The sequence below is a fragment of the Maritimimonas sp. 2205BS37-2 genome, from assembly GCF_056591755.1.
In genome coordinates this window covers 1,274,392-1,301,172 of sequence record NZ_JBWQOI010000001.1, presented here as the reverse complement: position 1 = coordinate 1,301,172, position 26,781 = coordinate 1,274,392, and the positions used below count along the sequence as shown (strand labels likewise).

The window sequence follows — 26,781 nt, the reverse complement described above, 5'->3', positions numbered from 1 at the left end:
AATGAAATTATTATTTGGCATAGAAGTAAAGAAAAGACCTATAATTAGAGCTGTTACTAGGCCATATCATGTTTTAACATCGTTTAATAAAAAGAAGATTTTTTGCGTTGGGTTAAATAAAACAGGTACAACTTCTTTAGCAAAAGCAATGCGTGACCTTGGTTATAAAGTAGGAAATCAAAATGACGCAGAACTCTTATTTAAGTTTTGGGTAAAAAGAGATTTTAGAAAGCTAATAAGTTATTGTAAAACTGCAGTTTTCTTTCAGGATTCTCCTTTTAGTCACCCTTATACATTCATGGCCATGGACCAAGCGTTTCGTGGAAGTAAATTTATTTTAACGGTTAGAGATTCGTCAGATCAATGGTATAACTCCTTAGTTAAATATCATGGGAAATTATGGGGCAATGGTAATGTACCACCAACTGCCGAGGATTTGAAGAATGCCAATTATGTGTATAAGGGATTTCCTTATTATGCAAGGATACATGTAAATAATGTTACTGATGATGATCTTTATAATAAAGAAGCATTGGTTGACTATTATGAAACTCATAATAAAATTGTAAAAGAATACTTTCGTTTTAGAAAGGAAGATTTATTAATTTTAAACGTTGCCGAAGATGGATCATACCAAAAGCTGGCTAATTTTTTAGGTATAGAAACTGATCAAAAAAATTTCCCTTGGGAAAATAAAACAAATGAAAAGTAAAAAACCAATACTAATATCGCAACCTACTTTACCAGATCTAGATGACTTTGTAAAAAGTTTAGAAACCATTTGGGAAAGAAAATGGTTAACTAATAATGGGCAATTCCATAGAGAATTTGAGAAAAAACTTGCAAATCATTTAGGTGTAAAACATATTAGTCTTTTCTCTAATGGAACATTAGCGCTTATTACTGCGTTACAGGTTTTAAGAGTATCTGGTGAAGTAATTACAACACCTTATTCTTTTGTGGCTACCACACATGCATTACATTGGAATGGTATTAAACCTGTGTTTGTTGATGTAGATCCGGTTTATGGTAATTTAGATCCGTCAAAAATTGAAGCAGCCATTACACCAAGAACTACGGCTATATTACCGGTTCACGTTTATGGTAATCCAGTAGATGTAGAAGCGATAGATCGAATTTCTGAAATTTACGGACTTAAGGTTATTTACGATGCGGCACATGCATTCGATGTTAAAAAGAATGACCAATCTATTTTAAATTTTGGAGATCTTTCAATATTGAGTTTTCATGCAACGAAAACATTTAATACTATTGAAGGGGGCGCGATAGTATGTAACGATGAAAAAACAAAGAAAAGAATAGATTACTTAAAAAACTTTGGTTTTGCTGATGAAATAACTGTTGTGGCTCCGGGGATCAATGCGAAAATGAATGAATTGCAATCGGCATATGGTATCTTACAATTAAAGAATATTAAAGAACTTACAGTACAAAGAAAAAAAATCGCTGAATTATATAAAGAAAAACTATCAGGAATTAAAGGAGTAAGATATTTAAATGATATAGAAAATATTCAGCATAATTACTCATATTTCCCTATTTTTATAAATGAAAAAGAATATAAATTAACCCGAGATGAACTATATTATAAATTAAAAAATAACAATATCTTCAGTAGAAGGTATTTTTATCCTTTAATAAGTGATTTCCCTACTTATAGAGGTCTTCCATCTGCCAGCCCTGAAAATTTAAAAGAAGCAACAATATTAACGAATCAGGTAATTTGTTTACCAATTTATCCAAATCTAAGCAGTGAAGAAATTGATTTAATAGTTGATCTTATAAAAAATTAAGCTATGAAAATTGCTGTGATGCAACCCTATCTGTTCCCCTATTTAGGCTACTTCCAGCTTATCGAGGCAGTTGATTATTTTGGTATTGGTGATGACGTTCAATACATACAAAAAGGATGGATAAACCGAAATAGAATTTTAATGCATGGTAAAGACTGTTTGTTCTCTTTCCCTGTTAAAAAAGATTCTCACCACTCAACTATTGACCAACGTTATTTTGCTGATAATTTCAGAAAAGAAAAAGATAAATTTCTTAGAAAACTAGAATTAGCGTATAAAAAGGCACCTTGTTATCAACCAACAATTAAATTGATTAACGAGATTTTCGATTTTGAAGATTTGAATATTTCTAGATTTATTGAAAATCAGTTACGAATTCTTTGTGATTACCTAGAGATAAAGACTTCTTTTTTAAGTTCTAAAACATGGCGGATTAATAATGACCAAAATTTAAGCGTACAAGAACGTGTGATAAAGAAAATTGAAAAATTGAAACATTTAAATATTGATCACTATATTAACCCAATTGGAGGAACTTCTTTGTATGACAAAACATATTTTAAAGAGAACGGTTATGAACTTAATTTCCTGAAATCGAACCCAATAGTTTATCAGCAATTTAAAAATGAATTCATCGAAAACCTTTCAATAATTGATGTTTTGATGTTCAATACCAAAGATAGGGTCAAAGAATACCTTAATGATTTTGAGCTTATATGAAAAAAAGAATTGCGATACATAGCGTTCCAAGATCTGGTTCTTCATGGTTAGGGCAGATATTTAATAGCTCAACCCACGTGTGCTATAGATTACAACCCCTTTTTTCTTATGCATTTAAGGATGCATTAACGCTGTCAAGTAAAAGAGAAAATGTGATTGAATTTTTTGACGCTATTGCTGAAAGCGATGACGCCTTTATCAATAGCACTCAACATATTAAAGATGGTAGATACCCTCAATTTAAAAAAGAAGAAAACTGCACGCATATTGCTTATAAAGAAGTTAGGTATCATAATCTTCTTGAGCATTTAATGGAAGTCGATGACGAACTAATACTAATTGCTTTAACGCGAAACCCTAAGGCAGCTTTAAATTCTTGGTTTAATGCTCCAAAAGAATTTAAAAAAGAATTGAATTGGTCTAAAGATGAAGAGTGGTTAGATGCACCTAAAAAGAACCTAGGTAAACCAGAGGAGTTTAATGGCTTTAGAAAATGGATAGAGTGTGAAGAGATTTTCAAGAGAATTGAAAAAAAACATCCGAATAGAATCCATAGAATAAATTATGATGAACTATTAATAAATACTGAGAAGGTAGTCAAATATGTTTTTGACTTTTGTAAAATCCCTTTTGACTCTCAAACGCAAGGATTTTTGAACAAGAGTAAATCTCAAAATGATCAAGACGCCTACTCTGTTTATAAAGTTAAAAAAGTTGATAATAGTTGGGAAAAGGAATTAGACCCTAAAATAATTATGGAGATTGATGGGTTTTTAAGGCAGCACGGTTATAATAATTATATCAATTGAAGGTACCCATGCTAACTAGAGAACAATTTTTAAAGCAATATCAAAAGGTACCGGTAATAGAAAATGATAACCAAGTAAATCAGAAACCAAAAGTTTCTGTTTGTGTTACAACCTATAATCATGCAAAATATATAAACAAGTGCTTAGATGGAATTTTAAATCAAAAGACAAATTTCCAGTTTGAGATAATACTGGGAGAAGATGATTCAAATGATGGAACTAGAGAAATATGTTTAGAATATTCAAAAAAGCACTCAGATAAGATCAGACTATTTCTACACTCCAGAATCAATAATATTAAAGTTTATGGTACGCCAACTGGTAAGTTCAATTTTACTAACAATATATTAAGCGCCAGAGGAGAATATCTAACAATATGTGAGGGAGATGATTTTTGGACAGACCCAAATAAACTCCAAAAACAAGTTGATTTTTTAGATCAAAACAGCGAATATGGTATGGTGTATTCAGATATTTCAATGATTGATAAAGACAATATTAAACTTGAAAGAGATTACCATAAGAAATTGAAGTCTATGTATAAAAGTGGAGATATTTTTTGGGATTTGATGAAAGGAAACTTTATAAATACATTAACTATTTGTGCCAAAACTAAATATATTCACAATTATTTTAATGAATTTTTATTAGAGGAGTTTTCGTATGATTATCGCTTATGGTTGCATATGGCAACATTAGGCAAGATTAAATTTTTCAATGAAGATACCGCTAGTTATAGAGTTCATGATTTAGGAATCAGCAGAATTAGTAATTTTTTTGCGAAAAGAACGCCCCTGGTAAAACAATCGGCTCTAAAATACTATGTCGCTACTAACAAAAATGTTGATCAAGATATTCTTGCAAAAACCTTTGTAAATCTAATAAGAAGTAAACATTTAAGCCTAAAAGAAAAATCTCCGACTTTTTCTATCTTCATAAAGAAACCAATATACTTATTATATTGCTTAAAGTGGATAGTTAAAAAAGGAATAAAGAAATGACAGCTAGCAAGCCTAAATATCATCCTATTGACTATGTTTTTTGGTTTCTATTGATAATGTTTTCCAATCCTGGAGGAATATTAAATGTAGTTGGATTAAAGGGCTCTGAAGGATCGGTAGGTGTAAAAGATGCCATTTTTTTCTTATTATTTGGTTGCTATATGCTTAGTCGTAGTACTATTAAAAATCAGGCTTATACTAGTACAATCAAATATTTAGGTTTTTTTGCCATCTATTATTTCCTGGTGTTTGGCTTTTTTGTGCCAATTTTAAATGGTAACACGGGATATTCCTATCTTACTTTCCTTAAAAAAAGTAGGTATACAATTTATAGTTTCTTGCTCTTTGTGATGGTATATGCATTTTACATTCGAAGCGCCATTATTTTCTTTAAGACACTTATCATATCATCAATAATTATACTGTCTTTATTCTTATTATCTTATCTCACAGGTGCAAATATCATTCCGTATACAGAAAATAATAGAGGTTTCGTAGATGTAAAGCGTATATTTCTCATTAGCTATGGTGATTTCTTTTTGTTAGAGCCTATGGGATTTATCGTACTTGTATTTTTAAAGAAAAGTTTCAAGTGGAAAAAATACATACTAATGGCTTTTTTACTTACTGCAGCAACCATATTACTTACAATAACAAGAAGACACCTGTTAGGATTCTTCATTTACTTTTTCTTGACCACCATACTCTTTAATTATGTTTCAGGAAAGCCTTTGGTGCCCATAAAAAAAGTGGCCTCCATGTCGGTGTATTTAGTTATACTAGGCTTTGTTCTATCACTTAGTCTTCCAAAGCATATTGAAGCCGCTAAGATTGGTATTGAAGAGTCAATAAATGTGATTAATCAAGGAGAAACTTCAACAGGATCTAAAGATGCTCGTTTAGGCTTCGGCAAAGAATTTATGCAAAATTTAATTGTTAGTAGCCCGTATTTTGGAACTGGGTTTGATAATAAATGGAGAACCAAAGAGGGAGATGAAGAAGGGTACGAAGCTGCAGATTATCCATTTTTAGGTGCAATTGCTATGACAGGAATTTTTGGAATTTTGTGTTTTTTACCTGTTTATATAATTTTAATTAGATGCTTAGCTAATGATCTAAAATATTTACGAAGGAGTGAAATTTCTTTTTATAGTATAGAATTTCTGGCGTTAATGACCTTCATAATTTACTTTTTATATCATTTAATACAATATATTAACTGGTTTACACCTGTCTCTTTATCAGGCCGTTCTTTCTGGTATGTATATTTGGCAATGTATTTTGCCTCAAGAGAAGTGTTTTACAATTTTGAGAAAAATAAAAATGAAAGAAAAGAAAAAAGTATTAGTTCTAATACTGTCTTACAATGGGAAACCACTACTTGATGATGCCGTTTCGAGTTACCTCGCAAACGATTATGAGAATTTTGAAGTTGTAGTGATTGATAATGGCTCTAATGACGGAACTAAAGAATATGTTTCAAACAAATGGCCACAGGTTAAGGTACTAAGAACCGATATAAATTTAAAATATTCCGGAGGCTTTAATTTTGGACTAGAATATGCCTTTCAAAAACAAAATGCAGATTATGTTTTAATAACAAATAATGATGTTAAGGTTGATAAGAACATCATAAGTTCATGCATAAAAACTGCAGAATCCAATAATAATGTTGGGTTCGTCACGGGCAAGGTATATTACTTTGATTCTCCCAATACATTACAAACTTGTGGTCGTGAATGGGATGAAAAAAATTGGAGAGGAGAAGATATAGGTATTGGAGAGGAGGATAAAGGTCAATATGATAACGAAAGAGAACTTCCTTGGTGCGATGACATATTCTGGTTAGTAAGTCAAAAAGTATATAATGAAGTTGGAGGATATGACACCGAATTTGCGTTTCAAGCAGAAGATTTTGAATGGCAAGTACGCGCTAAAAAAGCTGGATATAAAATTTTTTATACACCCAATGCAAAATTATGGCATAAAGAAAGCGTTACTATAGGGAAAGTTTCAGCTTTTAAAATGTATTTTAACTTTAGAAATCCGTTGATTGCGCATATGATGCATCGTGAATATAAAGACTATAAGTACTATTATAAAGAAAAGAGAAAATACCTTTTTATTTTGTCAGTAAAGTCAATACTAAAATTAAAGCTAAAGACTTTATTGAAAAGTTGGGAAGGATTTTTATCAGCACTTAAATGGGGATTAAAAAACAAAAGAATTAAACCATTACAAATAATTAAATAATTGATATGAATATAAGTATTTTCGGATTAGGCTATGTTGGTTGTGTAAGTTTGGGTTGCCTGGCTCAAAATGGGCACAATGTTATTGGAGTAGATATTTTAAATGAAAAAGTTGATTTAATAAATAATGGAAAGCCAACAATTATTGAAAAAGACATTGATATAATTATAGAAGAGCAGCATAAGAATGGAACCATTAGTGCCACAACAAACTTTAAAGATGCGGTGATAAAAAGTGAAGTAACTATTATTTGTGTGGGAACGCCATCCTCTAAAGAAGGACATCTAAATTTAGATTATGTTTTCAACTCAGCCAGTCAAATTGGTGAAGCTCTTAAAGAGAAAGATACCTTTCATGTAGTTGCAATCCGGTCAACAGTTTTACCTGGAACGAATGAAAAAGTTGCAAAAATAATTGAAGATACTTCAGGAAAGAAGAAAAACGTGGGTTTTGCAGTTGTTTCAAATCCAGAGTTTTTAAGAGAAGGCTCTGCAGTATCAGATTATTATAACCCTCCATTAACCATTTTAGGAAGTGATAGTGAGCAAGCTATTAAAGTAATGTCAGAAATTTATGCTAAAGTGAACGGGCCAATTGAAGTTGTTGATATTAAAGTTGCTGAGATCAATAAATATATAAACAATTCATTCCATGCTTTAAAAATAGTCTTTGCCAATGAAGTAGGTAATATTTGTAAAAAACTTGATATAGATTCACATGAAGTAATGCGAGTGTTTTGTATGGATAAACAATTAAATATCTCTCCAAGTTATTTAAAACCTGGTTTTGCCTATGGAGGATCTTGCTTACCCAAAGATCTTAGAGCGTTAAAAATGCTGGCCTATGATAATTATATTGATTCGCCTGTGATAAATGCAGTTGAAAATAGTAACTTAAATCATAAACAGGTAGCTTTAAATACAATTCTTGAAACAGGGAAAAGCAATATTGGATTTTTAAGTATAAGTTTTAAATCGGGCACAGACGATTTAAGATATAGCCCTTCAGTGGAAATCATTGAACAATTATTAGGAAAAGGAAAACAGATTAAGATTTTTGACGAAAATGTAAGTCTTTCTAAACTAATAGGAGCGAATAAGAGTTATATAGAGCAAAAACTCCCTCATGTTTCCAATTTATTATGTAATACAGTTGATGAGCTAATTGGCCAATGTGATGTTGTAGTTATTCCAAATAAAATGAAAAATATTGAAGCTATAGAAATTCCAGATGATAAAGTGGTCGTTGACTTATGTAGAGTTAAAAAGTTTGAATCTCATCCGGGGTACATTGGTTTAAATTGGTAATTTTATGAAGGTTTGTTTTATATCTGATAGTTTAGTCCGTGAAAGAGAAATAATGGATGGACTTAATAAGAAGACTGATTTTTTACTCGTCTATCCTTATTATCCAAGTGAGAATGTAACAGCTAATGATGTTCATGCTTTTTGTAAAGAACATAATGTAGATTATATATTTCACGATTTTGAAAAACGACGTGCGAGTAGCTTATTGGGATTATTCAAAGATATAAGTCTTATTAAAAAAATCAAGAAATTTAATCCAGATGTTATTTATATCGAAAATTTAGGAAGTCCTTATTTAGCTCTTTTGTATAGGCTTGTTTTCGGAAATAAGAAGATCATCATTTCAATGATGGATTATAAGTTGCATCAAAGATCTAAAGGAAGTTTTAAATTTAGTGAAAGGTTTTATAAATCTGTACAATTAAATTTCTATAAATACTTTCACTTTTTTTCGTATTCTCAAGGAGAACTTTTTGACAGCGATTTTCCAAAAAAGAAAAGCTTTGTAATACGAATCTATTTGGTGGGTACAGATTTACCTAAAAAAGAGATTAACAAAGATATAAATAAGACAAATTTCTTATTTTTTGGTAGAATATTTTACTATAAAGGTGTTGATGTTCTATTGAAGGCAGTTAATATGTTGAGTGAGAAGTATACCAACTTTAAAGTTACTATTGCTGGCAGTTCAAGTGATTGGGAAGCAGAATATCAACCGCTAATTACAAATGATAAATACCTAGACCTACAAATTAGATACATTGCTAAAGAAGAATTACCAGGTCTATTTGAAGATGCCGATTTTTTTCTTGCACCTTATCGAGAAGTAACTCAAAGTGGACCACTGCTTAGAGCGTATAATTATAATTTAATACCAATTACATCTGATGAAAAAGGCTTTCTAGAATATGTTAATGACGGCGAAAACGGATTTCTTTTCAAAAATGAATCACCCGAAGACCTTATGTTAGCCATGGAAAAAGCCATTACTATTTCTGAAGATAAGAAAACAGAAATAATAAACAATATTCTTGAATTCAAAGATGAAGAATTCAATATTGAAAAAGTGGTTGAAAAATATATTCAAATGTTTAATGAGGTTATTCAATCAAACTAACTACCAATGATACGAAACTTCATTGCAAATAGTGTCTTTTTAAACAAGAAAGGTTTAAAGAAAAAACTAAAAGAATTAAGCGATACCGAATTTTTTACTGAAAAAGAAATACGGAAATATCAAGAAGAAAAATTACAAAAGATTATTCTTCATGCCTATACCAATGTGCCTTATTATCATAAACTTTTTAATGATAGAAAAATAAAGCCTGAAGATATTCGAACGATTGAAGATCTTAACAAATTGCCAGTATTAGAAAAGAAAGATATTCAAAATAATTCACCACAGTTATTAGCGACCAATATATCTCCAGATTTTAACAGAATCACCTCAGGATCAACAGGTAAACCCTTGTCTGTGGCGGTAAATAATGAAAGTAAAATAGTTGAATTAGCGTTGGTTCAAAGATTTAATAATGATATTGGTAATACTTTTGAAACCAAAAAGCTATTACTATGGGGCGGGCACGCAATGGGATTAAAAGATAAACTAAAATCATCTCTAAAGCAATGGTTGTATAATTATAAGCTAATTGACACTTATAGTATTACAAATGAGGTTTTAGATGACCTAGTTGATGATATTTCTAAAGGGAAATATAAAAACCTTCGAGGCTATACATCTGCAGTATATATTCTTGCCCAAAGAATGAAAGCGATGAATGTTAAAGCAAAACTGAACTCAGTTTCGGTTTCAGCCGAACAACTTTTTGATTACTATAGAAAAGACATTACTGATGTTTTTGGAAATGAGTTATATGATCAATATGGTTGTGGCGAAACAAATTCTATTGCCTTTGAATGCAAAGAGCATAAGGGGATGCATCAAGCATTTGAGCATTCAATACTTGAAGTGGTTGATGAAAATGATAAACCTTCAAAAACGGGTAGTATTTTAGTTACCAATCTTGATAATTATGCAATGCCGTTATTAAGATATCGAAACGGAGATTTGGCAACGCTATCTTCAAGTTCTTGTACTTGTGGGAGGCACTCACCTCTGATTGAAAAAATTGAGGGTAGGTCGTATGATTTTATTACCGGAGTAAATGGTACTATTGCACATGGAGGTTTTTTTGACGATGCACTTCTGGAATCTGGTTTTACAACAGAGTTTAATATAAAAGGGATTCGAATCATACAAGTGGCAATAGACCAAATAGATGTTGAGTATGTTACAGATGATATTGTTAGTGAAACGGCAAAAAATAGCGTAATAGATATCTATCAGAGCTTTCTCGGAAACATGAAAATAAACTTTAAAAAAGTAGCGCAAATTAATACCACTAAAACTGGTAAAAGAAAGTTTATAATCTCTTTTGATCAATACAAGAAACTCTCAGCCAAATAAAAGATGAAAGTGCTATTTGTAAGTAGATATAACTCTGTAATTGGTATTTCACCAATTATATTAAACCAAGGAGAATCGCTCAAGAAATCTATTGAGTTGCATTATTATCCAATTAAAGGTAACGGAATTAAAGCCTACATCGCTGCAATTTTTAAATTAAGAAAGTTTCTAAAATCAAATGTTTTTGATATTGTTCATGCGCATTACTCGTTAACAGCATTTGTAACAAGTCTATCAGGGGCACAGCCATTAGTAGTTTCATTAATGGGTAGTGATGTAAAAAGTAAAGGGATTTATAGATACTTCATTCGAATATTTCGATTTTTTTACTGGAAATCTATTATCGTTAAGTCTGAAGACATGAAAAATACACTTCAATTAAATAATGTGAATGTTATTCCTAATGGAGTTAATTTTAGTAAATTTAGACCCATAGATAAAATGGCTGCTATGAAAAGAATTGGATGGGATATATCCAAAAAACACTTGCTTTTTACCTCAAATCCAGATAGGCCAGAAAAGAATTTTGAATTGGCACAGAAGGCCTATGAACTATTGAATTCTGATGAGGTTGAATTACATTGGTTGGTGAATGTGCCTAACGATGAAATTCCTTATTATTTAAATGCTTCTGACGTTATATTACTACCCAGCCTTTGGGAAGGTAGCCCAAACGTTATAAAAGAAGCTATGGCCTGTAATATTCCTATAGTTTCAACTGATGTTGGTGATGTTAAAAAGAATATTGGTAAAACCGAAGGATGTTATATCTCTAAGTTTGATACTAATGATTTTTCAGATAAAATTAAAGCTGCACTAATATTTGATGGGAGAACAAATGGTAGAGAAAATATTGCGCATTTGAATGATACTGAGATAGCGAATAAATTGATTAATCTATATGCTAAAACAATAGGTTAAAATGGTTGAAAAAGAATTTACTAAAACTGGAGTTATTGTTATCGGAGGACATGTTCAGGGCCTTGGAATTACCAGAATATATGGTAAAAACCGGATTCCTATTGTAGTCATGGACGACCGCTTTATAAACCTTGCAAAACATTCTAGATATTGTAAAAAGTTTATAAAGTATAAAAAGGGCGAGTTATTAAGAACACTTTTAAAACTTGGTGAATCAAAGAAGTTTATAAATTGGTTAATCATGCCAACCAATGATGCTCATGTAGAGATTTTAAGTGATTATAAGGAAGAGCTGTCAAAATATTTTAAAATTAGTTCGGCAGATAGAGATGTTCTAGAATATTTTTTTAATAAAAGAAATACGTACAAGCTTGCTATGGAATTGGGTATACCTATACCTAAAACGTATATGCCAGATTCTGCAAAGGAATTAAGTAAATTGGAGGTTAAATATCCGATTATTATCAAACCCGCTGTTATGCATACCTTCTATTCTAATACAAAAAAGAAGGTTTTTGTTTGTGCCAATAAGGAAGAGCTAGAGGTAAATTATGCTAAAGCAATAGAGATAATCCCTAAAGAAGAGGTCATTATTCAAGATATTATACCGGGAAACAGTGAACATCAATACTCGGTGTGCTATATGTTCGATAAAGATAAACCCTTGGTAACCCTTAGTGCCAGAAGAGCAAGACAACACCCACCTGATTTTGGTAATGCTACAACCTATGCAGAAACCATTGATAACGATGAAATTGTTGGTTATGCAGAGCGAATTTTAAAAGCAGTTGGGTTTATTGGAGTTTGTGAGGTTGAGTTTAAATTCGATATTCGTGATAATTCTTTTAAGTTCCTTGAAGTGAATCCAAGAACGTGGAAGTGGCATTCTATAGCAGAAAAAAGTGATTCACCTATTTTAATGAGCCTATATAACCGTAGTTTTGATTTACCTTCAATTGTAAAAAACACACAGAATAATGCTACTTTTAGGCATTTAATTACAGATATCCCGACGATGTTAAAAATGAAAATAAAAGGAATTAACTATTCAAAAACAAAAGAAAATACAAAATATGCCGTTTGGGATAAGAATGACTTAATTCCGGCTTTTTTTGAGATTTTATATTTACCATATAACATAATTAAAAGATAAATTTATGTATAATTCATTGATACTTTATGTGCTTGTAGTAGCATTAAGCTTCTTAACTTATATTTATTTACACAAGAAAACAAGAATTAGTTTAAAGTTCTTATACTCTGATAATTTAATTGTAATTATATTATCATGCTTGGTTTTGTTTGGGTTGGGTAAACTTCTGAACAATCAATATTCTTGGATACTTTATTTACTCATACCAATTTTGGTGCTTGGATTTGCCTTTGCTCTTACTATGATAAGGTTTTGGAGAACCCCAAATAGAAAAATTAAAGCCAAAAGTAATGAGTTAGTATCTCCGGCAGACGGTAATGTATTGTATATAAAAAAGGTAGAAGCTGGGGAGATTCCAGTTTCTATTAAAAGGGGACTAGAAGCAAGATTGGATGAGATTACCCAAACTAATATATTAAAAACACCATGCTGGCTTATTGGAATAAATATGACTCCATTTGATGTGCATAAGAATTGCTCACCAATTGATGGCGAAATTGTGCTCAATAAACATATAGATGGGAAGTTTCTTTCATTAAAAGAACCAAATGCGATCATTCAAAATGAGAGAAACACCTTGGTAATTAAAAATGATGAAATGATGGTTGGTATCGTACAAACCGCTTCCAAATTAGTAAGAAGGATAGACAGCTATGTTAGCGAAAATCAAAAAATTGCTAAAGGTGATTGGTTCGGTATGATACGCTTTGGAAGTCAGGTAGATTTAATCATTCCTATTGATTGCGAGGTGAATGTAACTATAGGAGAACAAACCTATGCGAAATCAACAATAATCGCTACACTACCAAAATAGGCAAGATATTAAAGATGAAGATACTTATTGACATTGGCCATCCTGGACACGTTCATCTTTTTAGGCCTTTTGCCGAAGAAATGATAAACAAGGGGCATGAGTTGCTATTCACTTGTAGACAAAAAGAATTCGAAATTGAGCTTTTAACTGCCTCAAAGTTTAAGTATGTCTCGTTCGGAAAACATTATAAAACCAAACTTGGTAAATTATGGGGGCTCGTAAAGTTTGACTTTAAAATGTTCTTAACGGCATTAAAATTTAAACCAGATGTGTTTCTTAGCGCAGGTTCGATGTATGCGGCTCAGGTATCATTTTTATTTAGAAAACCCCATATTTTGTTTGAAGATACAGGTAATATGGAGCAAATACGCTTTTATTTACCGTTTACCGAAGTAATCTTTTCGCCAGAAAAATTAGAGCGTGAATTGGGTGTTAAACAGTTGAGATACAATTCTTTTCATGAGATTGCCTACCTCGCACCTAACTATTTTTCTCCAGATGAAAATATATTTGAATACCTAGGGCTTCAAGGGGGCGAAAAGTACGCTATTCTAAGATTTGTTTCTTGGAATGCAACGCATGATGTTGGTCAAGGTGGATTCTCAGCTGAAGAAAAGGATGAGCTTATAAGTTATTTAGCATCAAAATACAGGCTATTTATAAGCTCAGAGGCAGAATTGCCTGAAAAGTATCAGAAGTACCTATTTAAACTTTCTCCAGATAAAATTCACCATGCAATGGCCTTTGCTGAACTTGTAATAAGCGAAGGAGCTACCATGGCATCAGAAGCGGGCGTACTCGGAGTACCTGCAATATATGTGAATTCGTTAAGAGGATGTAATAATGAAGATTTAGAAGATTATGGGTTAGTTTCAAATTTTAGATCAGGCAAAGGAGTATTACAAAAGGCAAAAGAAATTCAAGCATTGCTAGATGACAATCATGATTTTTCAAAAAATAAAGAACGATTCTTAGAAAATAAAATTGATATTACAATGCTTTTAATTTGGTTTGTAGAAAATTTTCCTAAAAGCAAGGAGATTTTGGTAAATGATAAAGAATATCAAAAGAAATTTAAATTAACCTAATGGATTTCACGGTTTCTAAATATAAAGAATTACTACAGATGTTAATCTCTAAAGGATATGATTTTCAAACTTATAGAGATTTTATTTCAAATCCCAAACATAAAGTGGTTATATTAAGGCATGATGTAGATCTAATGCCCGGAAACTCTTTGGAATTTGCAAGAATCCAGAGTGATCATGGAGTAAAAGGAACTTATTATTTTAGAGCGGTTCCTCAAAGCTGGGATGAGAAAATTATCAAAGAAATTGCCGCACTTGGTCACGAAATAGGTTATCATTACGAGTGCCTTACAACCTGTAAAGGTGATATGGACAAGGCTATTAAAGACTTTGAGAATAACTTGATTGAATTAAGAAAGCTTGCTCCGGTTTCTACTATTTGTATGCATGGTAGCCCAATGTCTAAATATGATTCAAGAGATCTGTGGAAAACTTATAAATATCGAGATTTTGATATTACATCCGAGCCTTATTTTGATACAGATTTTAATAAGGTATTTTACTTAACAGACACTGGTAGAAGATGGGATGGAAATAAGGTAAGCGTAAGAGATAAAGTTGCAAGTAGTTTTAATATTTCTTTCCACTCTACGGATCAAATAGTTGCTGCAGGTAATAAAGGTCAACTCCCTGATAATATTATGTTTACATTCCACCCACAACGATGGAATGATACTTTATACCAATGGAGCAAAGAATATGTAGTACAGAATATAAAAAACGTTGTAAAGAAGGTTCTTTACGTTAAAGGAACGTAAGCTTTACAATAAGATAATATCTTGATTTTCTTTACCTTAATTTTTCAATATATTTTTGAATATTGTTTTTTTTAAATAAAAATGCATATATTTGCAATGCTATAGAAAAGAAAGTCCCCTTAAATGCCAATTTTATTACAAAAAATATTTCTTAGCTATTGTCCTTGTAAAAGGATGTAGTATAGTTATGTTTTGCGTAATCCAAATTCTTTGGATTTGAGAATTTCTTTCATAGATAAAATAAGTGTAACTCTTATTATAAGAGTTTAGGATTAAACACTATTGCTATGATAAAAGAATTTTTAAATGACACCCTAGAGCTGGATAAATTCCTTGAGAAGGATTTATTGCTCAAAAAAAATCACATTATTAAACGTAGTGATCAGATTTCAAGTAAGCAATTACTTGATGGATCAGTGATGCCTAAAAAGCTCTTTTTTAGAAAAGAAGCCAGAGGTATTAAGAATGCATCCGAATTTTCTTCTTTGGAGAGAATTAGGATCGTAGTTGATAGCTTAATTAAAGATGCTACGGTAGAAGAAATTTGTGAAAAAGAAAGAATTAAAGCAAGTGATTACTTTCAATGGAAAGCTGATTTCCTCACTGCTTTTAATCGTTATTCTGAAGAAGTTTTAATTAGAGAAAAGATTACCTTATCTAATAAAAAACTCATTTTAGAACAAGCGGGAGGTGAAGTGTATAATTTCTATAAGAAATACATTAAAGACCTTGGCTCTTCTAGAAGTTTAGTAATACCTTTCAAAGAAAGATTAACTTCATATAGTAATTTTTACTCTATTGAAAATGTTTTTATTCTGAATAGAATGAACAACTTTAGAAAAATTAATAAACATTTGGAAGAAGTAAATCAAAAACTTCCTAAAGATGGTTTATTATTGGGTTGTTTTGAGACGTTCAGAGCTAAATATGAAAAAGATAGAATCGCTAAGACACCAATTGTTAAATACTTTTATTTAGGGGCAGAATTTGCTTTTAAAAGAGTAATGCCAAAATTACCGGTATTTAAGAAACTTTATTTTTCTCTTACCAAAGGGAAAAATAGATTACTATCTAAGGCAGAGGCTCTAGGTAGATTGGTTTGTTGTGGGTTTGAAATAGTTGATGTTAAGGTTATAAACGGCATGCACTATTTCGTAGCTAAAAAGGTTAAAGAGCCTTGCTATGATATGAATCCAAGTTATGGTCCTTTGTTTAAAATGAATAGAGTAGGTAAGAATGGAAAAATTATTGGTGTATATAAATTCAGAACAATGCACCCATATTCTGAATACCTACAAGACTATGTTCTAAAGCATAACGGATATTCTGATACTGGTAAGCCAGCTGATGATTTTAGATTAGTGCCTTGGGGCAAATTTTTAAGAAGATATTGGTTGGATGAATTACCTCAATTAATAAATGTTCTTAAAGGAGATCTTAAATTAGTTGGTGTTAGACCAGTTTCTCAAAGATATTTTCAAGATATACCTTTAGATATGCAACAGTTAAGGTTAACTCAAAAGCCTGGATGCATACCACCATATGTAGCTCTAAACAGAGTTAGCTCGGTTGAGAGTGTATTACAAGCTGAAAAAGAATATCTCGAAGAGAAGATAGAGAAACCATATTATACAGACACGCGATACTTTTTTAGTGCTGTTTATAATATACTTTTCAAAAGAAAAAGAAGTGCTTAATAATAAAATGAAAGGAGATTTAATAAAAATCTCCTTTCATTTCCTTTTAAGCGGGCTATGACACACTATACCAGAAGTATAGACAAAGAGAATTATTAAAATCCCAATAATCTCACCTTTCAAAAAGAATAACTCAAATTTTAACTAAAGTTCAGTTTATAGGTAGTTTTTACTAGTTATATAATTTTTTTAAAGGTCAGAGAATTAATTGTTTGGTTCATGTAAACTATAAATCAACGAAATTATGCGAGTTTTTATTGCTAACAAATCACATAGTATATACGCTAGAACGATTTGCCAAACCATAGGAGAAGCTTCAAGATTAAGAGGTACAGGTATAGCCAAACGAACCCCTAAATATATCATTGATAAAATGATAAAAGGTAATACTATTATTGCTCTAGATGGAGAAAGGTTCGCAGGGTTTGGCTTTATAGAGAGTTGGGGCAATGGTAAATATGTTGCTAATTCAGGATTAATTGTACATCCTGATTATAGAGGTATAGGATTAGCCAAAAAAATAAAACATAAAATTTTTGAATTGTCGAGAACTAAATACCCAAACGCGAAGGTTTTTAGTATAACAACAGGATTAGCTGTGATGAAAATGAATAGTGATTTGGGGTATAAACCGGTTACTTTTTCAGAAGTAACCAAAGATCAAAAGTTTTGGGACGGTTGTAAAACATGTAAAAATTTTGATGTACTGCAACGCACTAAGCGAAAAATGTGCTTGTGTACAGCTTTAATGTATGATCCGGCAAGAGAAAAAAATAACAACACAATTGCACAAATAAAGCCTAAAGTATTTAAGAGCATTAAGAGGTTAAGTAAGGCATTTTTCTAATATGGATAGTTTTAAAGGTTAACCAAAGACCTGCCACCATTTCTTTTTAGATTTTTCAAACTGGTTCCCATAACCATATCCGTATCCATAACCACCTTTCTTTTGATCAACTCCATTTACAAGAAGTGCCAAGTTCTTGTACCTCTTTGTGTCGTATACTAGCTTCACATGCCCTAACTGTCTTTTATCAAGATAATTCGCTCTAATCACATAAACAAATGCATCAGCATAATCTTTAATGACCATAGTATCAGTTATGATACTTGATGCGGCCGTATCTACGATAATATACTCGTATTTTTTCTGCAGCTCTGTAAATAACAACCTGATTCGTTCATTAAGAAGTAATTCGGACGGGTTTGGAGGAATATCACCGGAAGAAATTAAATCTAAATTTTCGAACTTTGGAATATTGATCGTAATATCTTCTAGTTTAAGATTTTTATTTATGACAAAATTTGTTACCCCTACATTTCCTCGTATTCCTAGATATTCTTTAATCTTTGGCGCTCTTATATCCATGCCTAAAAGTAGTGTTCTCTTTCCGGCCATAGAAAGCGATGCCGCTAGATTTGAAGAAACTAATGATTTACCTTCATGAGCAATAGTAGAGGTAATGTATATGGTATTACCCTTTTCCTTTTTATCACTTAACAGAAAATTAAGGTTTGTTCTTAGTATTCTAAAGGCTTCCGCAACATTAGAATGATCATCTTTTGAAATTAAGAAACGTTTTTTCGACTCAACTTTAGGAATATCACCTAAAACGGGGATGTTTAAAATACTTTGAATGTCTTCGCGATTTTTAACCTTCGTATCGAGAAAATCACTTACATATATAAATCCGAACGGTAAAAGTAAACCTAAAAATACGCCGACCATATAGATTACCTTTTTATTAGGAGAAACCGGTGATGTACCTCCCACAGCTTTATCAATAATTTTAGCACTTGGTTCGGCAACGCCCAAAGTAACCGCAATTTCTTCTCTTTTCTGTAATAGATATAAAAATAACTGCTCTTTTATTTGTTGTTGTCTTGTAATAGTACGATAACCTCTTTCTTTTTTTGGCGCCGAGTATAATTTTGAGTTTATGCGTCTGTCTTGTTCATTTAAGGCATCTAGAGAAATCCTTTGCGTAGATTCTAAATTATCAAGGCTTTGAACAAAGTTGCTTTTTAAGCTTTCTAACTGTTCAGAAATATTAACTACGATAGGATTCTTTTCTGTTGAAGTTTTTAATAACCTCTGTTTTTCAATCATCAACTCATTGTATTGTTTTTGAAAAGAAATAGTGCTAGCATCACCAACGTCAACATCTGGAATTAACTCATTGGTCCTTTTTTGCCCAACGAGATCTTTCATAAACCCAATTTTCTCCAACTGCGTACTGGTATTTACAATTTGCTTTTCTATTTCTTGATCACTTTGAAGGTTGTATCCGGCTTCAGAAACAACATCAGATATGCGGTATCTAGTTTTAAACTGTTCAGCAGTTTGATCTATATCAGAGAGCTCTTCTTCTATAATTTTAAGTCTGCTATTAACGAAATCTGAAGAACTTTTTGTTAATTGTTCTTTTTGAATAACAGATCGCTCATTATATTTTTTTATAAGTTCGTTTAAAAAATCAATAGCCTTACTACGTACATTACTTCTAAATGATAAATCTATAATATTAGAAAAATCGTTTCTAGGCTCAACAGCAATACTGCTTGAATAAAGATTTGCCAAACCTCTAACTGGACTCACTCTAACCAATACATCTTGGCCGATCATAGATTTACTAATTTTTGAGCTAGGGGTAATAATAAAATCGCCAAGATTCTCTGTATTCACCTTTTGTCCGAAAGTACTTTTAAAGCTCTTATCCTTACCCTTATAAGAAAATTGAGTAGGAGATATAATCGTTATTAAAAACTGTGAATTAGACCTATCAATAATTGAATCAGATGAAAAGAAGTTTATTTTGAGAGGCGGATTCTTATATCTTTCTACTTCAAAAAAATTCGTTTCAGTAGATAGGTTATTATCCATGAATGAACTGATGGTATTTTTCTGCATAAAAAACCTAATGTTAAGATTTAAGGCCTTAACCACATCAGCTATCAGGTCTTTTGATTTTAAAATCTCAATTTGATCTTCAATACCATCTGCATTTTTACCTAAAACACCTAAATCTTGAAAAACAGATAATTTAGAATCTTCACTTCTATTATCATTTTTAATAAGAATTGTAGCTGAAGCTTGATATTGGGCTCTTGTAAAATTTAGCTTAAAATAGGCTAACAGCAATCCAATTAAAATACAGAGTAAGAACCATTTCCAGTACTTAAGATAATTATCTAAATGATTCTTGAAATTAAGATTACTTAATTCCGTTCTATCAAAGCTATTTTCTTCTATCATTAATCAAACTAAAATTAAATACGTTACTTTGTTATACTTACTATTAATGCTGCAACAGTTACCAGGGTGCCTATTATTCTTAGGTTTTCAGACGTTTTTGGACTAACTGTAGAAGTATTTACTTTGGTGTTATTTGGTTCTACATATATAACATCGTTTTGTACTAAATAGTACACAGGTGAGTTAAAAATGGTTTCAGAGGTTAAGCTAACACGATTATATGTGGTTTTACCGTCAATTTCTCTAATAACCAGTATATTATCTCTTTTACCGTGAATGGTTAAGTCGCCTGCCAACCCTAAAGCTTCAATTATAGTAATTCGTTCGTTAGATATGTTATAGGTTCCAGGCCTACTAACTTCTCCTAATACGGTTACTTTAAAATTCTCAATCCTTAAGTTTACAATGGGTGGTTGTGTAAAATATTCTTTTAAAAGATCTTTAATAAGATTCGTTGCTTGAGCTCTTGTTAAACCTCCCAATTTTAAAGTGCCTAATACCGGAAACTCAATATTACCATTAGGATCAACTAAATAATTTTGATGTTGTAGTTTCCCCGTTCCGTCTTTTTCCGTATAAGTTACTGATGTTAAGTTAAATGGCCTAGCCAAGTCTTGATCTAGAGATGAAACTACTATTGACAGCATATCATCTGACTTTATTACTGCATTATAGCTATTTATTGACTTACTCGAAGTAGTCACATCAACATCTTGAAAGTAGACAACTTCACCTTTACTTGCACAAGAATAAAAAATGAATAACAAAATTAAAAGGGGTGCTTTATTAATAATTTTTAGCAAAATCTTTTTCATGTTTTTTTAATTAAGTGACGTATTTGTAATACAAGGGATTTTTATATTGCACTAATATAAATAATTGAGTTTATTTCCCAATGCAATATCATATTTTTCTTAAAATAACTGAGTCTTTAAGGAGTTTTTTGGAAGGCAAATTCTTTCCTTTTAATGAGCTTCGCTTCAATTTTCTATGACTCATAGTCAAAATTCTTAGTTAATTTAAAAATATATAGTAATTAAATAAGATTTAGGTTATTAACGAAGTCATCTATCTAAATACCTAATAAGTATATTAGTAATATTTCGAGTATCACCAATTTTTCAATGATGGATTTTATCAAATGGTACGTAGTTTTTATCCGCTTAGTGCTTCACCCGTTACTATTGGTCTTCTTAATTTATTCGATGAATTTTTAACGGATCAAACTTAAGCAGCTAAAGTGCGGCCCTATTTTAAATCTATTGTGAATTAACGAATCAACGTATTCTTTAGCGTATCGATAAGTTCTAAAACACGTTTATCTTTCAAATTACTTACTCGATATACTCTAAATAAGGATCATCAATATAGCAATTATCCCTAAGATTATTCAATAAACGATTTACTATTTCTTATAAACCTTACCATTCTTCATTACAAAACTTACCTTTTCCATGGTATTGATATTCTTAGTCGGATCTTCATCAACAGCTATTATATCTGCCAATTTTCCTTTTTCAATAGAACCAATTTGATTTGTCATTTCTAACACCTTGGCGTTAGTTATTGTAGCAGATTGAATGGTTTCCATAGCTGGCATTCCCGCCTCTACCATATAACCAAACTCCTTACCATTTTCGCCATGATCAAAAACCCCTGCATCGGTACCGAAAGCAATACCTACACCTTTTTTATAAGCCTTACTAAAAGTATCTTGAATTTTAGGCCCTATTGCTAATGCTTTAGGAACAATAATTGCCGGAAAATATCCTTTAATTTTAGCTTTCGCTTCAACCGATTTTCCTGCGGTAATTGTTGGAACATAGTATGCATCGTGTTTTTTCATTAATTCCATGGTTTCCTCACTCATCAATGTACCATGTTCTATAGTTTTTACACCTCCAATAATTGCGCGTTGCATTCCTTCATCACCATGCGCATGTGCTGCTACATGCATGCCATAGTCTTTAGCTGTTTGGGTAATAGCCTTAACCTCTTCAGTTGTAAATTGCGGATTTTGGCCACTCTTAGCAACACTTAATACGCCGCCGGTAGCAGTAATCTTAATCATATCAGCGCCATTTTTATAGCGCTGGCGAACAGCTTTTTTAGCATCGTCAACACTATTCACAACGCCCTCTTTAGGCCCTGGATCACCCATTAGTTCTTTCCGTCTTCCATTTGTTGGGTCGGCATGACCACCTGTTGTCCCAATTGCCTTCTCTGCAGTAATAATTCTCGGACCGTCTACCTTTCCGGCATTTATGGCATTTCGCAAAGAAACATTAACGCCGCTGCCACCAAGATCTCGCACAGTAGTAAAGCCAGCCATTAGGGTAATTTTTGCATATTTTTGAGCATCATACGCTACATCGGCATCATTTAATACATAATCTTCTATGTAAGACTTTGGATTTAATTGTCCTTCAATATGTACATGCATATCGATTAACCCCGGCATTACAGTTTTACCTTTTAAATCAATTACCTTATCAGCGCTTGAAGCAGGCTGCAAATACCCTTTTTTTACATCTTTGATTTTATTACCCGAAACAACCACGGTCATTTCATTTTTAATTTTTCCAGTATTGGTATCAACTAATTTTCCACAGTGCAAATAAGTATCCTGAGCTGACACCGTTAAACTTAGAATAAAGCAAATAAATAAGAACAATTGTTTCATGGTATAAATTATTTTTTAGAAGTTATAAATGTATCAAAAAAAAGTGGTAGATTTCTCATCATATCTTATTTCATAGAAATGCAGTCAAAAAATATTATTGTTACTGGAGCCAGTAGAGGAATAGGTTTTGAATTGGTTAAGCAATTAACAGAAAAAGGTCATCATGTTTTGGCACTTTCTCGCAATATAGACCCGTTAAAAGAACTGCCCTGTAAAAATATAAGTGTTGATCTTGGAAACACGACTGAAATTGCCAAAGTAAATGAGTTTATAATTGACAATTGGAAACAGGTAGATGCCATTATTCACAATGCAGGTAGTTTGGTAAATAAATCGTTTTCTGAAACAACTGCGCAAGACTTTTTAGAGGTATACAAAGTGAACGTTTTTGCAGTTGCAGAATTAACACGTATGGTATTACCATACTTAAAAAAGGATAGCCATGTAGTTACCATTAGTAGTATGGGGGGTATACAAGGAAGCTTGAAATTTCCAGGATTAGCGGCTTACAGTTCCTCCAAAGGAGCTGTAATCACATTGTCAGAATTACTGGCAGAAGAATATAAAGAACAAGGAATTGCATTTAATGTGCTAGCACTAGGTGCTGTACAAACTGAAATGTTAGAAGAAGCTTTTCCAGGATATAAAGCGCCAACTACCGCAAAAAAAATGGCTACTTATATTTCCGATTTTGCCTTAACGGGACATCAATTCTATAATGGAAAAGTATTACAGGTATCAGCGAGTACTCCATAATTGGAATGAGAGAAGTTTTGCAAAAATATATTCCGGAAAATGCAATTGATAAGGTTGTTGATTTACTAGATGAGTACCCTTGCCTGCTGAAAATCGTAAATAATCGCAAAACGAAACATGGTGATTTTAGGCGTCTAAAAGATGGTAAGTTGCAAATTACAATTAATAATGATCTCAATTCATATCGATTTTTGCTGACCTTAATTCACGAAATAGCTCATTTAGTTACCTTTCAAAAATATGGACGGGTACAGCCACATGGAAAAGAGTGGAAGCATACCTTTAGATATTTAATGCTGCCTTTTATAAATCCAGAAGTGTACCCTAACAATTTACTTCCATTTTTGGCCAATTATTTTAAAAACCCTAAGGCTAGTACGGATAGTGACGTTAAACTTTCATTAGCTTTAAAACAATATGATGCCAGAAACGGAAAGAATTTTATCTTTGAACTCCCTTTAGAAAGCAAGTTTATTTACAACAAACGTGTTTATATAAAAGGAGCAAAACGTCGAACACGATATGGATGTATTGAAATAAGTTCTGGTAAAACGTATTTATTTCATCAAAATGCCGAAGTTGAATTGATGTAAAATATTTTTCGTTCCTTGAAGGGAATTCTATTAATTAAAACATACCCATAAAGGGATATATATGAAAGAAAACTATTATGCCGTAATTATGGCGGGTGGAGTTGGCTCGCGCTTTTGGCCGGTAAGTACTCAAGACTATCCGAAACAATTTCACGATATGTTAGGGACAGGAGATTCTTTATTGCAAAAGACTTTTCAAAGGCTAACAAAGTTGATACCGGGTAACAATATACTAATATCTACCAATCAACGATATAAAAAATTAGTTCTTGAACAATTACCCGAACTAACAGAGCAGCAGTTGGTGCTTGAACCTACGATGAGAAATACGGCACCTTGTATTCTATATTCAGCATTGAAAATTTATCAAGACAATCCAGATGCAGTAATGATCGTTGCTCCATCTGATCATTGGATTGAAGATGAAGATGAGTTTGTTAAAAATATTGAAACCTCATTTAAAGCATGCGCAGAACAAGATATTTTAATGACCTTAGGCATCCAGCCCTCATATGCTAACACTGGATATGGGTATATAAATTTTGAACAGACTAATTCTGAAATAAAAAAAGTAAAGAAATTTACTGAAAAACCCGATGTTGAAACAGCCACGAGGTTTTATGAGAGTGGAGAATATCTTTGGAATGCTGGTATCTTCTTATGGAGCGCCAAAAGTATTCTGAATGCATTTAAAAATTACCTACCAGAAATGTATTCGTTGTTTTGTGAAGGTAATAACGTATATAACACCGAATTTGAAGATGATTTTATCAATTCTAATTATAAGAATGCCGAGAACATATCGATCGATTATGGTGTTATGCAAAGTGCAAATAATATCTATGTGTTGCCAGTCGATTTTGGATGGAATGATTTAGGAACCTGGAGCTCACTCTATGAAAAATTACCTAAAGACACTACTAAAAATGCAGAAGTAAATGCTGAGTCTATTTTTGTTAATGCAACGGGTAATATGGTACGTACTTCGAAAGGGAAAAAAGTTGTGATTCAGGGCTTAGACGATTTCATCATTGTTGAAAAAGAAGATGTCTTACTAATTTGCCCTAAAAAAGAAGAGCAGCATATTAAAAAAATAGTAGCTAAAGTAAGAGATACTTTTGGTGACGATTTGGTATAATTTGTAATTGATCTAAAAATGAAATACCCTAAATTTTAGCGGTTAAGTTTTCTAAATAAAATGCATCTAATCCGATTAAATTTTAAAATATTAAATTTAAAAGTTTAGAAACCAGCAAAAACTATGGATGAAGATAAAAAAGTAGAGGTTGAATTAGAAGTAAAAAAAGAAGAAGTAAAGAAAGAATTTACCGGCTTCTTAGGTAGTATAAAACACTTTTTAAAAGACCTACTTGATATACGTCTTGGAACCGATAAAGAAGGTACCATACAAGAAATAAAAGACAATATCTCAATGCAAGGGCATACGGCTTGGATTTTGGTTTTTTCTATTACCATAGCTTCCATTGGTCTTAATGCAAATTCAACAGCTGTTGTAATCGGTGCCATGCTTATTTCTCCGTTAATGGGGCCTATTTTAGGTGTTGGAATGTCTATTGGAATTAATGACATTGATACACTACGAAAGTCTTTGGTGAATTTAGGTGTGATGATCGGTTTGAGTTTATTAACTTCTTTTCTTTTCTTTTTAATTCCATTATTTCAAGAAGCAACACCAGAAATATTAGCTAGAACGCGTCCAGATGTTCGTGATGTATTTATTGCGCTGGCAGGTGGTTTAGCTTTAATTGTGGCGATTAGTCGCCCTTCACCTCAAACCAATACCGTTGCAGGTGTTGCTATTGCTACTGCCTTAATGCCACCTCTATGCACCGCGGGTTATGGATTAGGAACCGGGAATTTAAAATTCTTCTTCGGAGCAATGTTCTTATTTACGATTAATACAATTTTTATAGCACTGGCCACTTTTTTGATCGTAAAGTACTTGCGATTCCCTATGGTGAAATACATTAATTCAGCCAGACGAAAAACCATTGCGCGTTTTGCATCAGTAATTGCTTTTATTATTTTTTCGGGTAGTATTTATTCATTCTACAACCTTTTTAAAGAGAATCAGTTCAAGCAATTGGCACATAATTTCATTGAAGAGCTAAAAGATGGGGGTGTGGCTATATTAGGTGAGGATAAAGAGAATGTAAATTATCTAAATAAAACAATAACGTTACCGTTACTTGGAAGCATGAGGCCACAATCTGAAATAGATGGATGGAAGATCAAGATGCAAGAAATGGGTTTAACAAATGCTGAATTGGTTATTCAACAAGGAGATGATTCTGAGATTAGGCAACAGGTACAAGATCTTCAAGATTTATATTCTCAAAATCAAAAAATCATTACCACACGAGACGAAACGATTAAAGAAAAAGATGAAAAAATTCGTTTGTTAGAGCAACAATTAGCACGTATAAGTGAAAGTAGTGTTCCGTTATATCAAGTAGGGGAAGAGGCAAGAGTTTTATTTTCTGCTTTAGAGGAATTGTCATATTCAGATAAAATAAGAACCAATTTTAAGGCTATTGATACTATTCGTGTATTTCAGTTTAATTGGTATGATTCTATACCTAGGAGAACCGTAAGAGCGCAAGAACCCCAATTAAGAAATTGGTTAAAAACACGATTAAAACTAGATACTTTGCGAGTTAGCAATTAAAA

24 protein-coding genes are annotated in these 26,781 nt (G+C 31.9%); 21 read left to right on the top strand and 3 right to left on the bottom strand.

From position 1 onward, the window contains the following. Position 1: 1 nt before the first annotated feature. From AC1EUU_RS06195 to AC1EUU_RS06115, 17 genes are all read left to right on the top strand, one after another. Positions 2-712 carry a sulfotransferase gene (locus AC1EUU_RS06195; RefSeq protein ID WP_480200515.1) on the top strand — a complete coding sequence of 237 codons (711 nt, stop codon included), beginning with the start codon at positions 2-4 and terminating at the stop codon, positions 710-712. Continuing rightward, a complete protein-coding gene (locus AC1EUU_RS06190) occupies positions 702-1,814 on the top strand; it encodes a DegT/DnrJ/EryC1/StrS family aminotransferase (protein WP_480200514.1) in 1,113 nt (370 codons plus the stop codon). Before AC1EUU_RS06195 ends, AC1EUU_RS06190 begins: the two co-directional genes overlap by 11 nt. 3 nt (positions 1,815-1,817) lie before the next feature. Then, positions 1,818-2,534 carry a WbqC family protein gene (locus AC1EUU_RS06185; RefSeq protein ID WP_480200513.1) on the top strand — a complete coding sequence of 239 codons (717 nt, stop codon included), beginning with the start codon at positions 1,818-1,820 and terminating at the stop codon, positions 2,532-2,534. Then, positions 2,531-3,343, top strand: a complete 813-nt coding sequence (locus AC1EUU_RS06180) for a sulfotransferase domain-containing protein (protein WP_480200512.1) — start codon at positions 2,531-2,533, stop codon at positions 3,341-3,343. The genes AC1EUU_RS06185 and AC1EUU_RS06180 overlap by 4 nt, the downstream gene beginning before the upstream one ends. A gap of 8 nt (positions 3,344-3,351) precedes the next feature. Further along, on the top strand, positions 3,352-4,344 hold the full coding sequence (locus AC1EUU_RS06175; RefSeq protein WP_480200511.1) for a glycosyltransferase: 993 nt from the start codon (positions 3,352-3,354) through the stop codon (positions 4,342-4,344). Continuing rightward, positions 4,341-5,729, top strand: coding sequence for an O-antigen ligase family protein (locus tag AC1EUU_RS06170; protein WP_480200510.1), 1,389 nt, complete (start codon positions 4,341-4,343; stop codon positions 5,727-5,729). The genes AC1EUU_RS06175 and AC1EUU_RS06170 overlap by 4 nt, the downstream gene beginning before the upstream one ends. Beyond that, a complete protein-coding gene (locus tag AC1EUU_RS06165) occupies positions 5,668-6,597 on the top strand; it encodes a glycosyltransferase family 2 protein (RefSeq protein WP_480200509.1) in 930 nt (309 codons plus the stop codon). The genes AC1EUU_RS06170 and AC1EUU_RS06165 overlap by 62 nt, the downstream gene beginning before the upstream one ends. A gap of 5 nt (positions 6,598-6,602) precedes the next feature. Next, entirely contained in the window at positions 6,603-7,904 is a 1,302-nt protein-coding gene (locus AC1EUU_RS06160) for a nucleotide sugar dehydrogenase (RefSeq protein WP_480200508.1), read from the top strand. 4 nt (positions 7,905-7,908) lie between these two features. Beyond that, positions 7,909-9,021 (top strand): glycosyltransferase family 4 protein, encoded by a 1,113-nt coding sequence (locus AC1EUU_RS06155; protein WP_480200507.1) that lies wholly within the window; start codon positions 7,909-7,911, stop codon positions 9,019-9,021. A gap of 6 nt (positions 9,022-9,027) precedes the next feature. After that, a complete protein-coding gene (locus AC1EUU_RS06150) occupies positions 9,028-10,371 on the top strand; it encodes a phenylacetate--CoA ligase family protein (protein ID WP_480200506.1) in 1,344 nt (447 codons plus the stop codon). Between the two features lie 3 nt (positions 10,372-10,374). After that, a complete protein-coding gene (locus AC1EUU_RS06145) occupies positions 10,375-11,292 on the top strand; it encodes a glycosyltransferase family 4 protein (RefSeq protein ID WP_480200505.1) in 918 nt (305 codons plus the stop codon). 1 nt (position 11,293) lies between these two features. Next, the gene (locus tag AC1EUU_RS06140; protein ID WP_480200504.1) at positions 11,294-12,445 is read left to right on the top strand and encodes a carboxylate--amine ligase; all 1,152 of its coding nucleotides are present in this window, start codon (positions 11,294-11,296) and stop codon (positions 12,443-12,445) included. Between the two features lie 4 nt (positions 12,446-12,449). Continuing rightward, complete coding sequence (locus AC1EUU_RS06135) at positions 12,450-13,259, top strand: phosphatidylserine decarboxylase (RefSeq protein WP_480200503.1); 810 nt, start codon at positions 12,450-12,452, stop codon at positions 13,257-13,259. 14 nt (positions 13,260-13,273) lie between these two features. Then, complete coding sequence (locus AC1EUU_RS06130) at positions 13,274-14,347, top strand: DUF354 domain-containing protein (protein WP_480200502.1); 1,074 nt, start codon at positions 13,274-13,276, stop codon at positions 14,345-14,347. Further along, the gene (locus tag AC1EUU_RS06125) at positions 14,347-15,105 is read left to right on the top strand and encodes a polysaccharide deacetylase family protein (protein ID WP_480200501.1); all 759 of its coding nucleotides are present in this window, start codon (positions 14,347-14,349) and stop codon (positions 15,103-15,105) included. The genes AC1EUU_RS06130 and AC1EUU_RS06125 overlap by 1 nt, the downstream gene beginning before the upstream one ends. 287 nt (positions 15,106-15,392) lie before the next feature. Continuing rightward, positions 15,393-16,802 carry a sugar transferase gene (locus AC1EUU_RS06120; RefSeq protein ID WP_480200500.1) on the top strand — a complete coding sequence of 470 codons (1,410 nt, stop codon included), beginning with the start codon at positions 15,393-15,395 and terminating at the stop codon, positions 16,800-16,802. Positions 16,803-17,046: 244 nt separating this feature from the next. Next, on the top strand, positions 17,047-17,649 hold the full coding sequence (locus AC1EUU_RS06115) for a GNAT family N-acetyltransferase (protein WP_480200499.1): 603 nt from the start codon (positions 17,047-17,049) through the stop codon (positions 17,647-17,649). A gap of 18 nt (positions 17,650-17,667) precedes the next feature. Here the strand turns inward: AC1EUU_RS06115 and AC1EUU_RS06110 are convergent, their stop codons facing one another. The 3 genes from AC1EUU_RS06110 to AC1EUU_RS06100 form a co-directional block, all read right to left on the bottom strand. Beyond that, positions 17,668-20,058 carry a GumC family protein gene (locus tag AC1EUU_RS06110; RefSeq protein WP_480200498.1) on the bottom strand — a complete coding sequence of 797 codons (2,391 nt, stop codon included), beginning with the start codon at positions 20,056-20,058 and terminating at the stop codon, positions 17,668-17,670. A gap of 23 nt (positions 20,059-20,081) precedes the next feature. Beyond that, complete coding sequence (locus tag AC1EUU_RS06105; RefSeq protein WP_480200497.1) at positions 20,082-20,873, bottom strand: polysaccharide biosynthesis/export family protein; 792 nt, start codon at positions 20,871-20,873, stop codon at positions 20,082-20,084. A 590-nt stretch (positions 20,874-21,463) separates the two neighbouring features. Then, positions 21,464-22,741 (bottom strand): metal-dependent hydrolase family protein, encoded by a 1,278-nt coding sequence (locus AC1EUU_RS06100; protein ID WP_480200496.1) that lies wholly within the window; start codon positions 22,739-22,741, stop codon positions 21,464-21,466. Positions 22,742-22,819: 78 nt separating this feature from the next. Between AC1EUU_RS06100 and AC1EUU_RS06095 the strand changes: the two genes are divergently transcribed. The 4 genes from AC1EUU_RS06095 (at position 22,820) to AC1EUU_RS06080 (ending at position 26,779) form a co-directional block, all read left to right on the top strand. After that, positions 22,820-23,497 carry an SDR family NAD(P)-dependent oxidoreductase gene (locus AC1EUU_RS06095; protein WP_480200495.1) on the top strand — a complete coding sequence of 226 codons (678 nt, stop codon included), beginning with the start codon at positions 22,820-22,822 and terminating at the stop codon, positions 23,495-23,497. A gap of 5 nt (positions 23,498-23,502) precedes the next feature. Continuing rightward, positions 23,503-24,090, top strand: a complete 588-nt coding sequence (locus AC1EUU_RS06090; protein ID WP_480200494.1) for a SprT-like domain-containing protein — start codon at positions 23,503-23,505, stop codon at positions 24,088-24,090. Positions 24,091-24,151: 61 nt separating this feature from the next. Next, positions 24,152-25,228: a mannose-1-phosphate guanylyltransferase gene (locus tag AC1EUU_RS06085; RefSeq protein ID WP_480200493.1), complete on the top strand. Its 1,077-nt coding sequence runs from the start codon at positions 24,152-24,154 to the stop codon at positions 25,226-25,228. 123 nt (positions 25,229-25,351) lie between these two features. Continuing rightward, positions 25,352-26,779, top strand: a complete 1,428-nt coding sequence (locus tag AC1EUU_RS06080) for a DUF389 domain-containing protein (protein WP_480200492.1) — start codon at positions 25,352-25,354, stop codon at positions 26,777-26,779. Positions 26,780-26,781 lie beyond the last annotated feature (2 nt).

What these genes read in the sequence shown, in the direction of transcription:
- AC1EUU_RS06195 (WP_480200515.1), top strand. Translation starts at nt 2, where the DNA reads ATGAAATTATTATTTGGCATAGAAGTAAAGAAAAGACCTATAATTAGA.
- AC1EUU_RS06190 (WP_480200514.1), top strand. Translation starts at nt 702, where the DNA reads ATGAAAAGTAAAAAACCAATACTAATATCGCAACCTACTTTACCAGAT.
- AC1EUU_RS06185 (WP_480200513.1), top strand. Translation starts at nt 1,818, where the DNA reads ATGAAAATTGCTGTGATGCAACCCTATCTGTTCCCCTATTTAGGCTAC.
- AC1EUU_RS06180 (WP_480200512.1), top strand. Translation starts at nt 2,531, where the DNA reads ATGAAAAAAAGAATTGCGATACATAGCGTTCCAAGATCTGGTTCTTCA.
- AC1EUU_RS06175 (WP_480200511.1), top strand. Translation starts at nt 3,352, where the DNA reads ATGCTAACTAGAGAACAATTTTTAAAGCAATATCAAAAGGTACCGGTA.
- AC1EUU_RS06170 (WP_480200510.1), top strand. Translation starts at nt 4,341, where the DNA reads ATGACAGCTAGCAAGCCTAAATATCATCCTATTGACTATGTTTTTTGG.
- AC1EUU_RS06165 (WP_480200509.1), top strand. Translation starts at nt 5,668, where the DNA reads ATGAAAGAAAAGAAAAAAGTATTAGTTCTAATACTGTCTTACAATGGG.
- AC1EUU_RS06160 (WP_480200508.1), top strand. Translation starts at nt 6,603, where the DNA reads ATGAATATAAGTATTTTCGGATTAGGCTATGTTGGTTGTGTAAGTTTG.
- AC1EUU_RS06155 (WP_480200507.1), top strand. Translation starts at nt 7,909, where the DNA reads ATGAAGGTTTGTTTTATATCTGATAGTTTAGTCCGTGAAAGAGAAATA.
- AC1EUU_RS06150 (WP_480200506.1), top strand. Translation starts at nt 9,028, where the DNA reads ATGATACGAAACTTCATTGCAAATAGTGTCTTTTTAAACAAGAAAGGT.
- AC1EUU_RS06145 (WP_480200505.1), top strand. Translation starts at nt 10,375, where the DNA reads ATGAAAGTGCTATTTGTAAGTAGATATAACTCTGTAATTGGTATTTCA.
- AC1EUU_RS06140 (WP_480200504.1), top strand. Translation starts at nt 11,294, where the DNA reads ATGGTTGAAAAAGAATTTACTAAAACTGGAGTTATTGTTATCGGAGGA.
- AC1EUU_RS06135 (WP_480200503.1), top strand. Translation starts at nt 12,450, where the DNA reads ATGTATAATTCATTGATACTTTATGTGCTTGTAGTAGCATTAAGCTTC.
- AC1EUU_RS06130 (WP_480200502.1), top strand. Translation starts at nt 13,274, where the DNA reads ATGAAGATACTTATTGACATTGGCCATCCTGGACACGTTCATCTTTTT.
- AC1EUU_RS06125 (WP_480200501.1), top strand. Translation starts at nt 14,347, where the DNA reads ATGGATTTCACGGTTTCTAAATATAAAGAATTACTACAGATGTTAATC.
- AC1EUU_RS06120 (WP_480200500.1), top strand. Translation starts at nt 15,393, where the DNA reads ATGATAAAAGAATTTTTAAATGACACCCTAGAGCTGGATAAATTCCTT.
- AC1EUU_RS06115 (WP_480200499.1), top strand. Translation starts at nt 17,047, where the DNA reads ATGCGAGTTTTTATTGCTAACAAATCACATAGTATATACGCTAGAACG.
- AC1EUU_RS06110 (WP_480200498.1), bottom strand. Translation starts at nt 20,058, where the DNA reads ATGATAGAAGAAAATAGCTTTGATAGAACGGAATTAAGTAATCTTAAT.
- AC1EUU_RS06105 (WP_480200497.1), bottom strand. Translation starts at nt 20,873, where the DNA reads ATGAAAAAGATTTTGCTAAAAATTATTAATAAAGCACCCCTTTTAATT.
- AC1EUU_RS06100 (WP_480200496.1), bottom strand. Translation starts at nt 22,741, where the DNA reads ATGAAACAATTGTTCTTATTTATTTGCTTTATTCTAAGTTTAACGGTG.
- AC1EUU_RS06095 (WP_480200495.1), top strand. Translation starts at nt 22,820, where the DNA reads ATGCAGTCAAAAAATATTATTGTTACTGGAGCCAGTAGAGGAATAGGT.
- AC1EUU_RS06090 (WP_480200494.1), top strand. Translation starts at nt 23,503, where the DNA reads ATGAGAGAAGTTTTGCAAAAATATATTCCGGAAAATGCAATTGATAAG.
- AC1EUU_RS06085 (WP_480200493.1), top strand. Translation starts at nt 24,152, where the DNA reads ATGAAAGAAAACTATTATGCCGTAATTATGGCGGGTGGAGTTGGCTCG.
- AC1EUU_RS06080 (WP_480200492.1), top strand. Translation starts at nt 25,352, where the DNA reads ATGGATGAAGATAAAAAAGTAGAGGTTGAATTAGAAGTAAAAAAAGAA.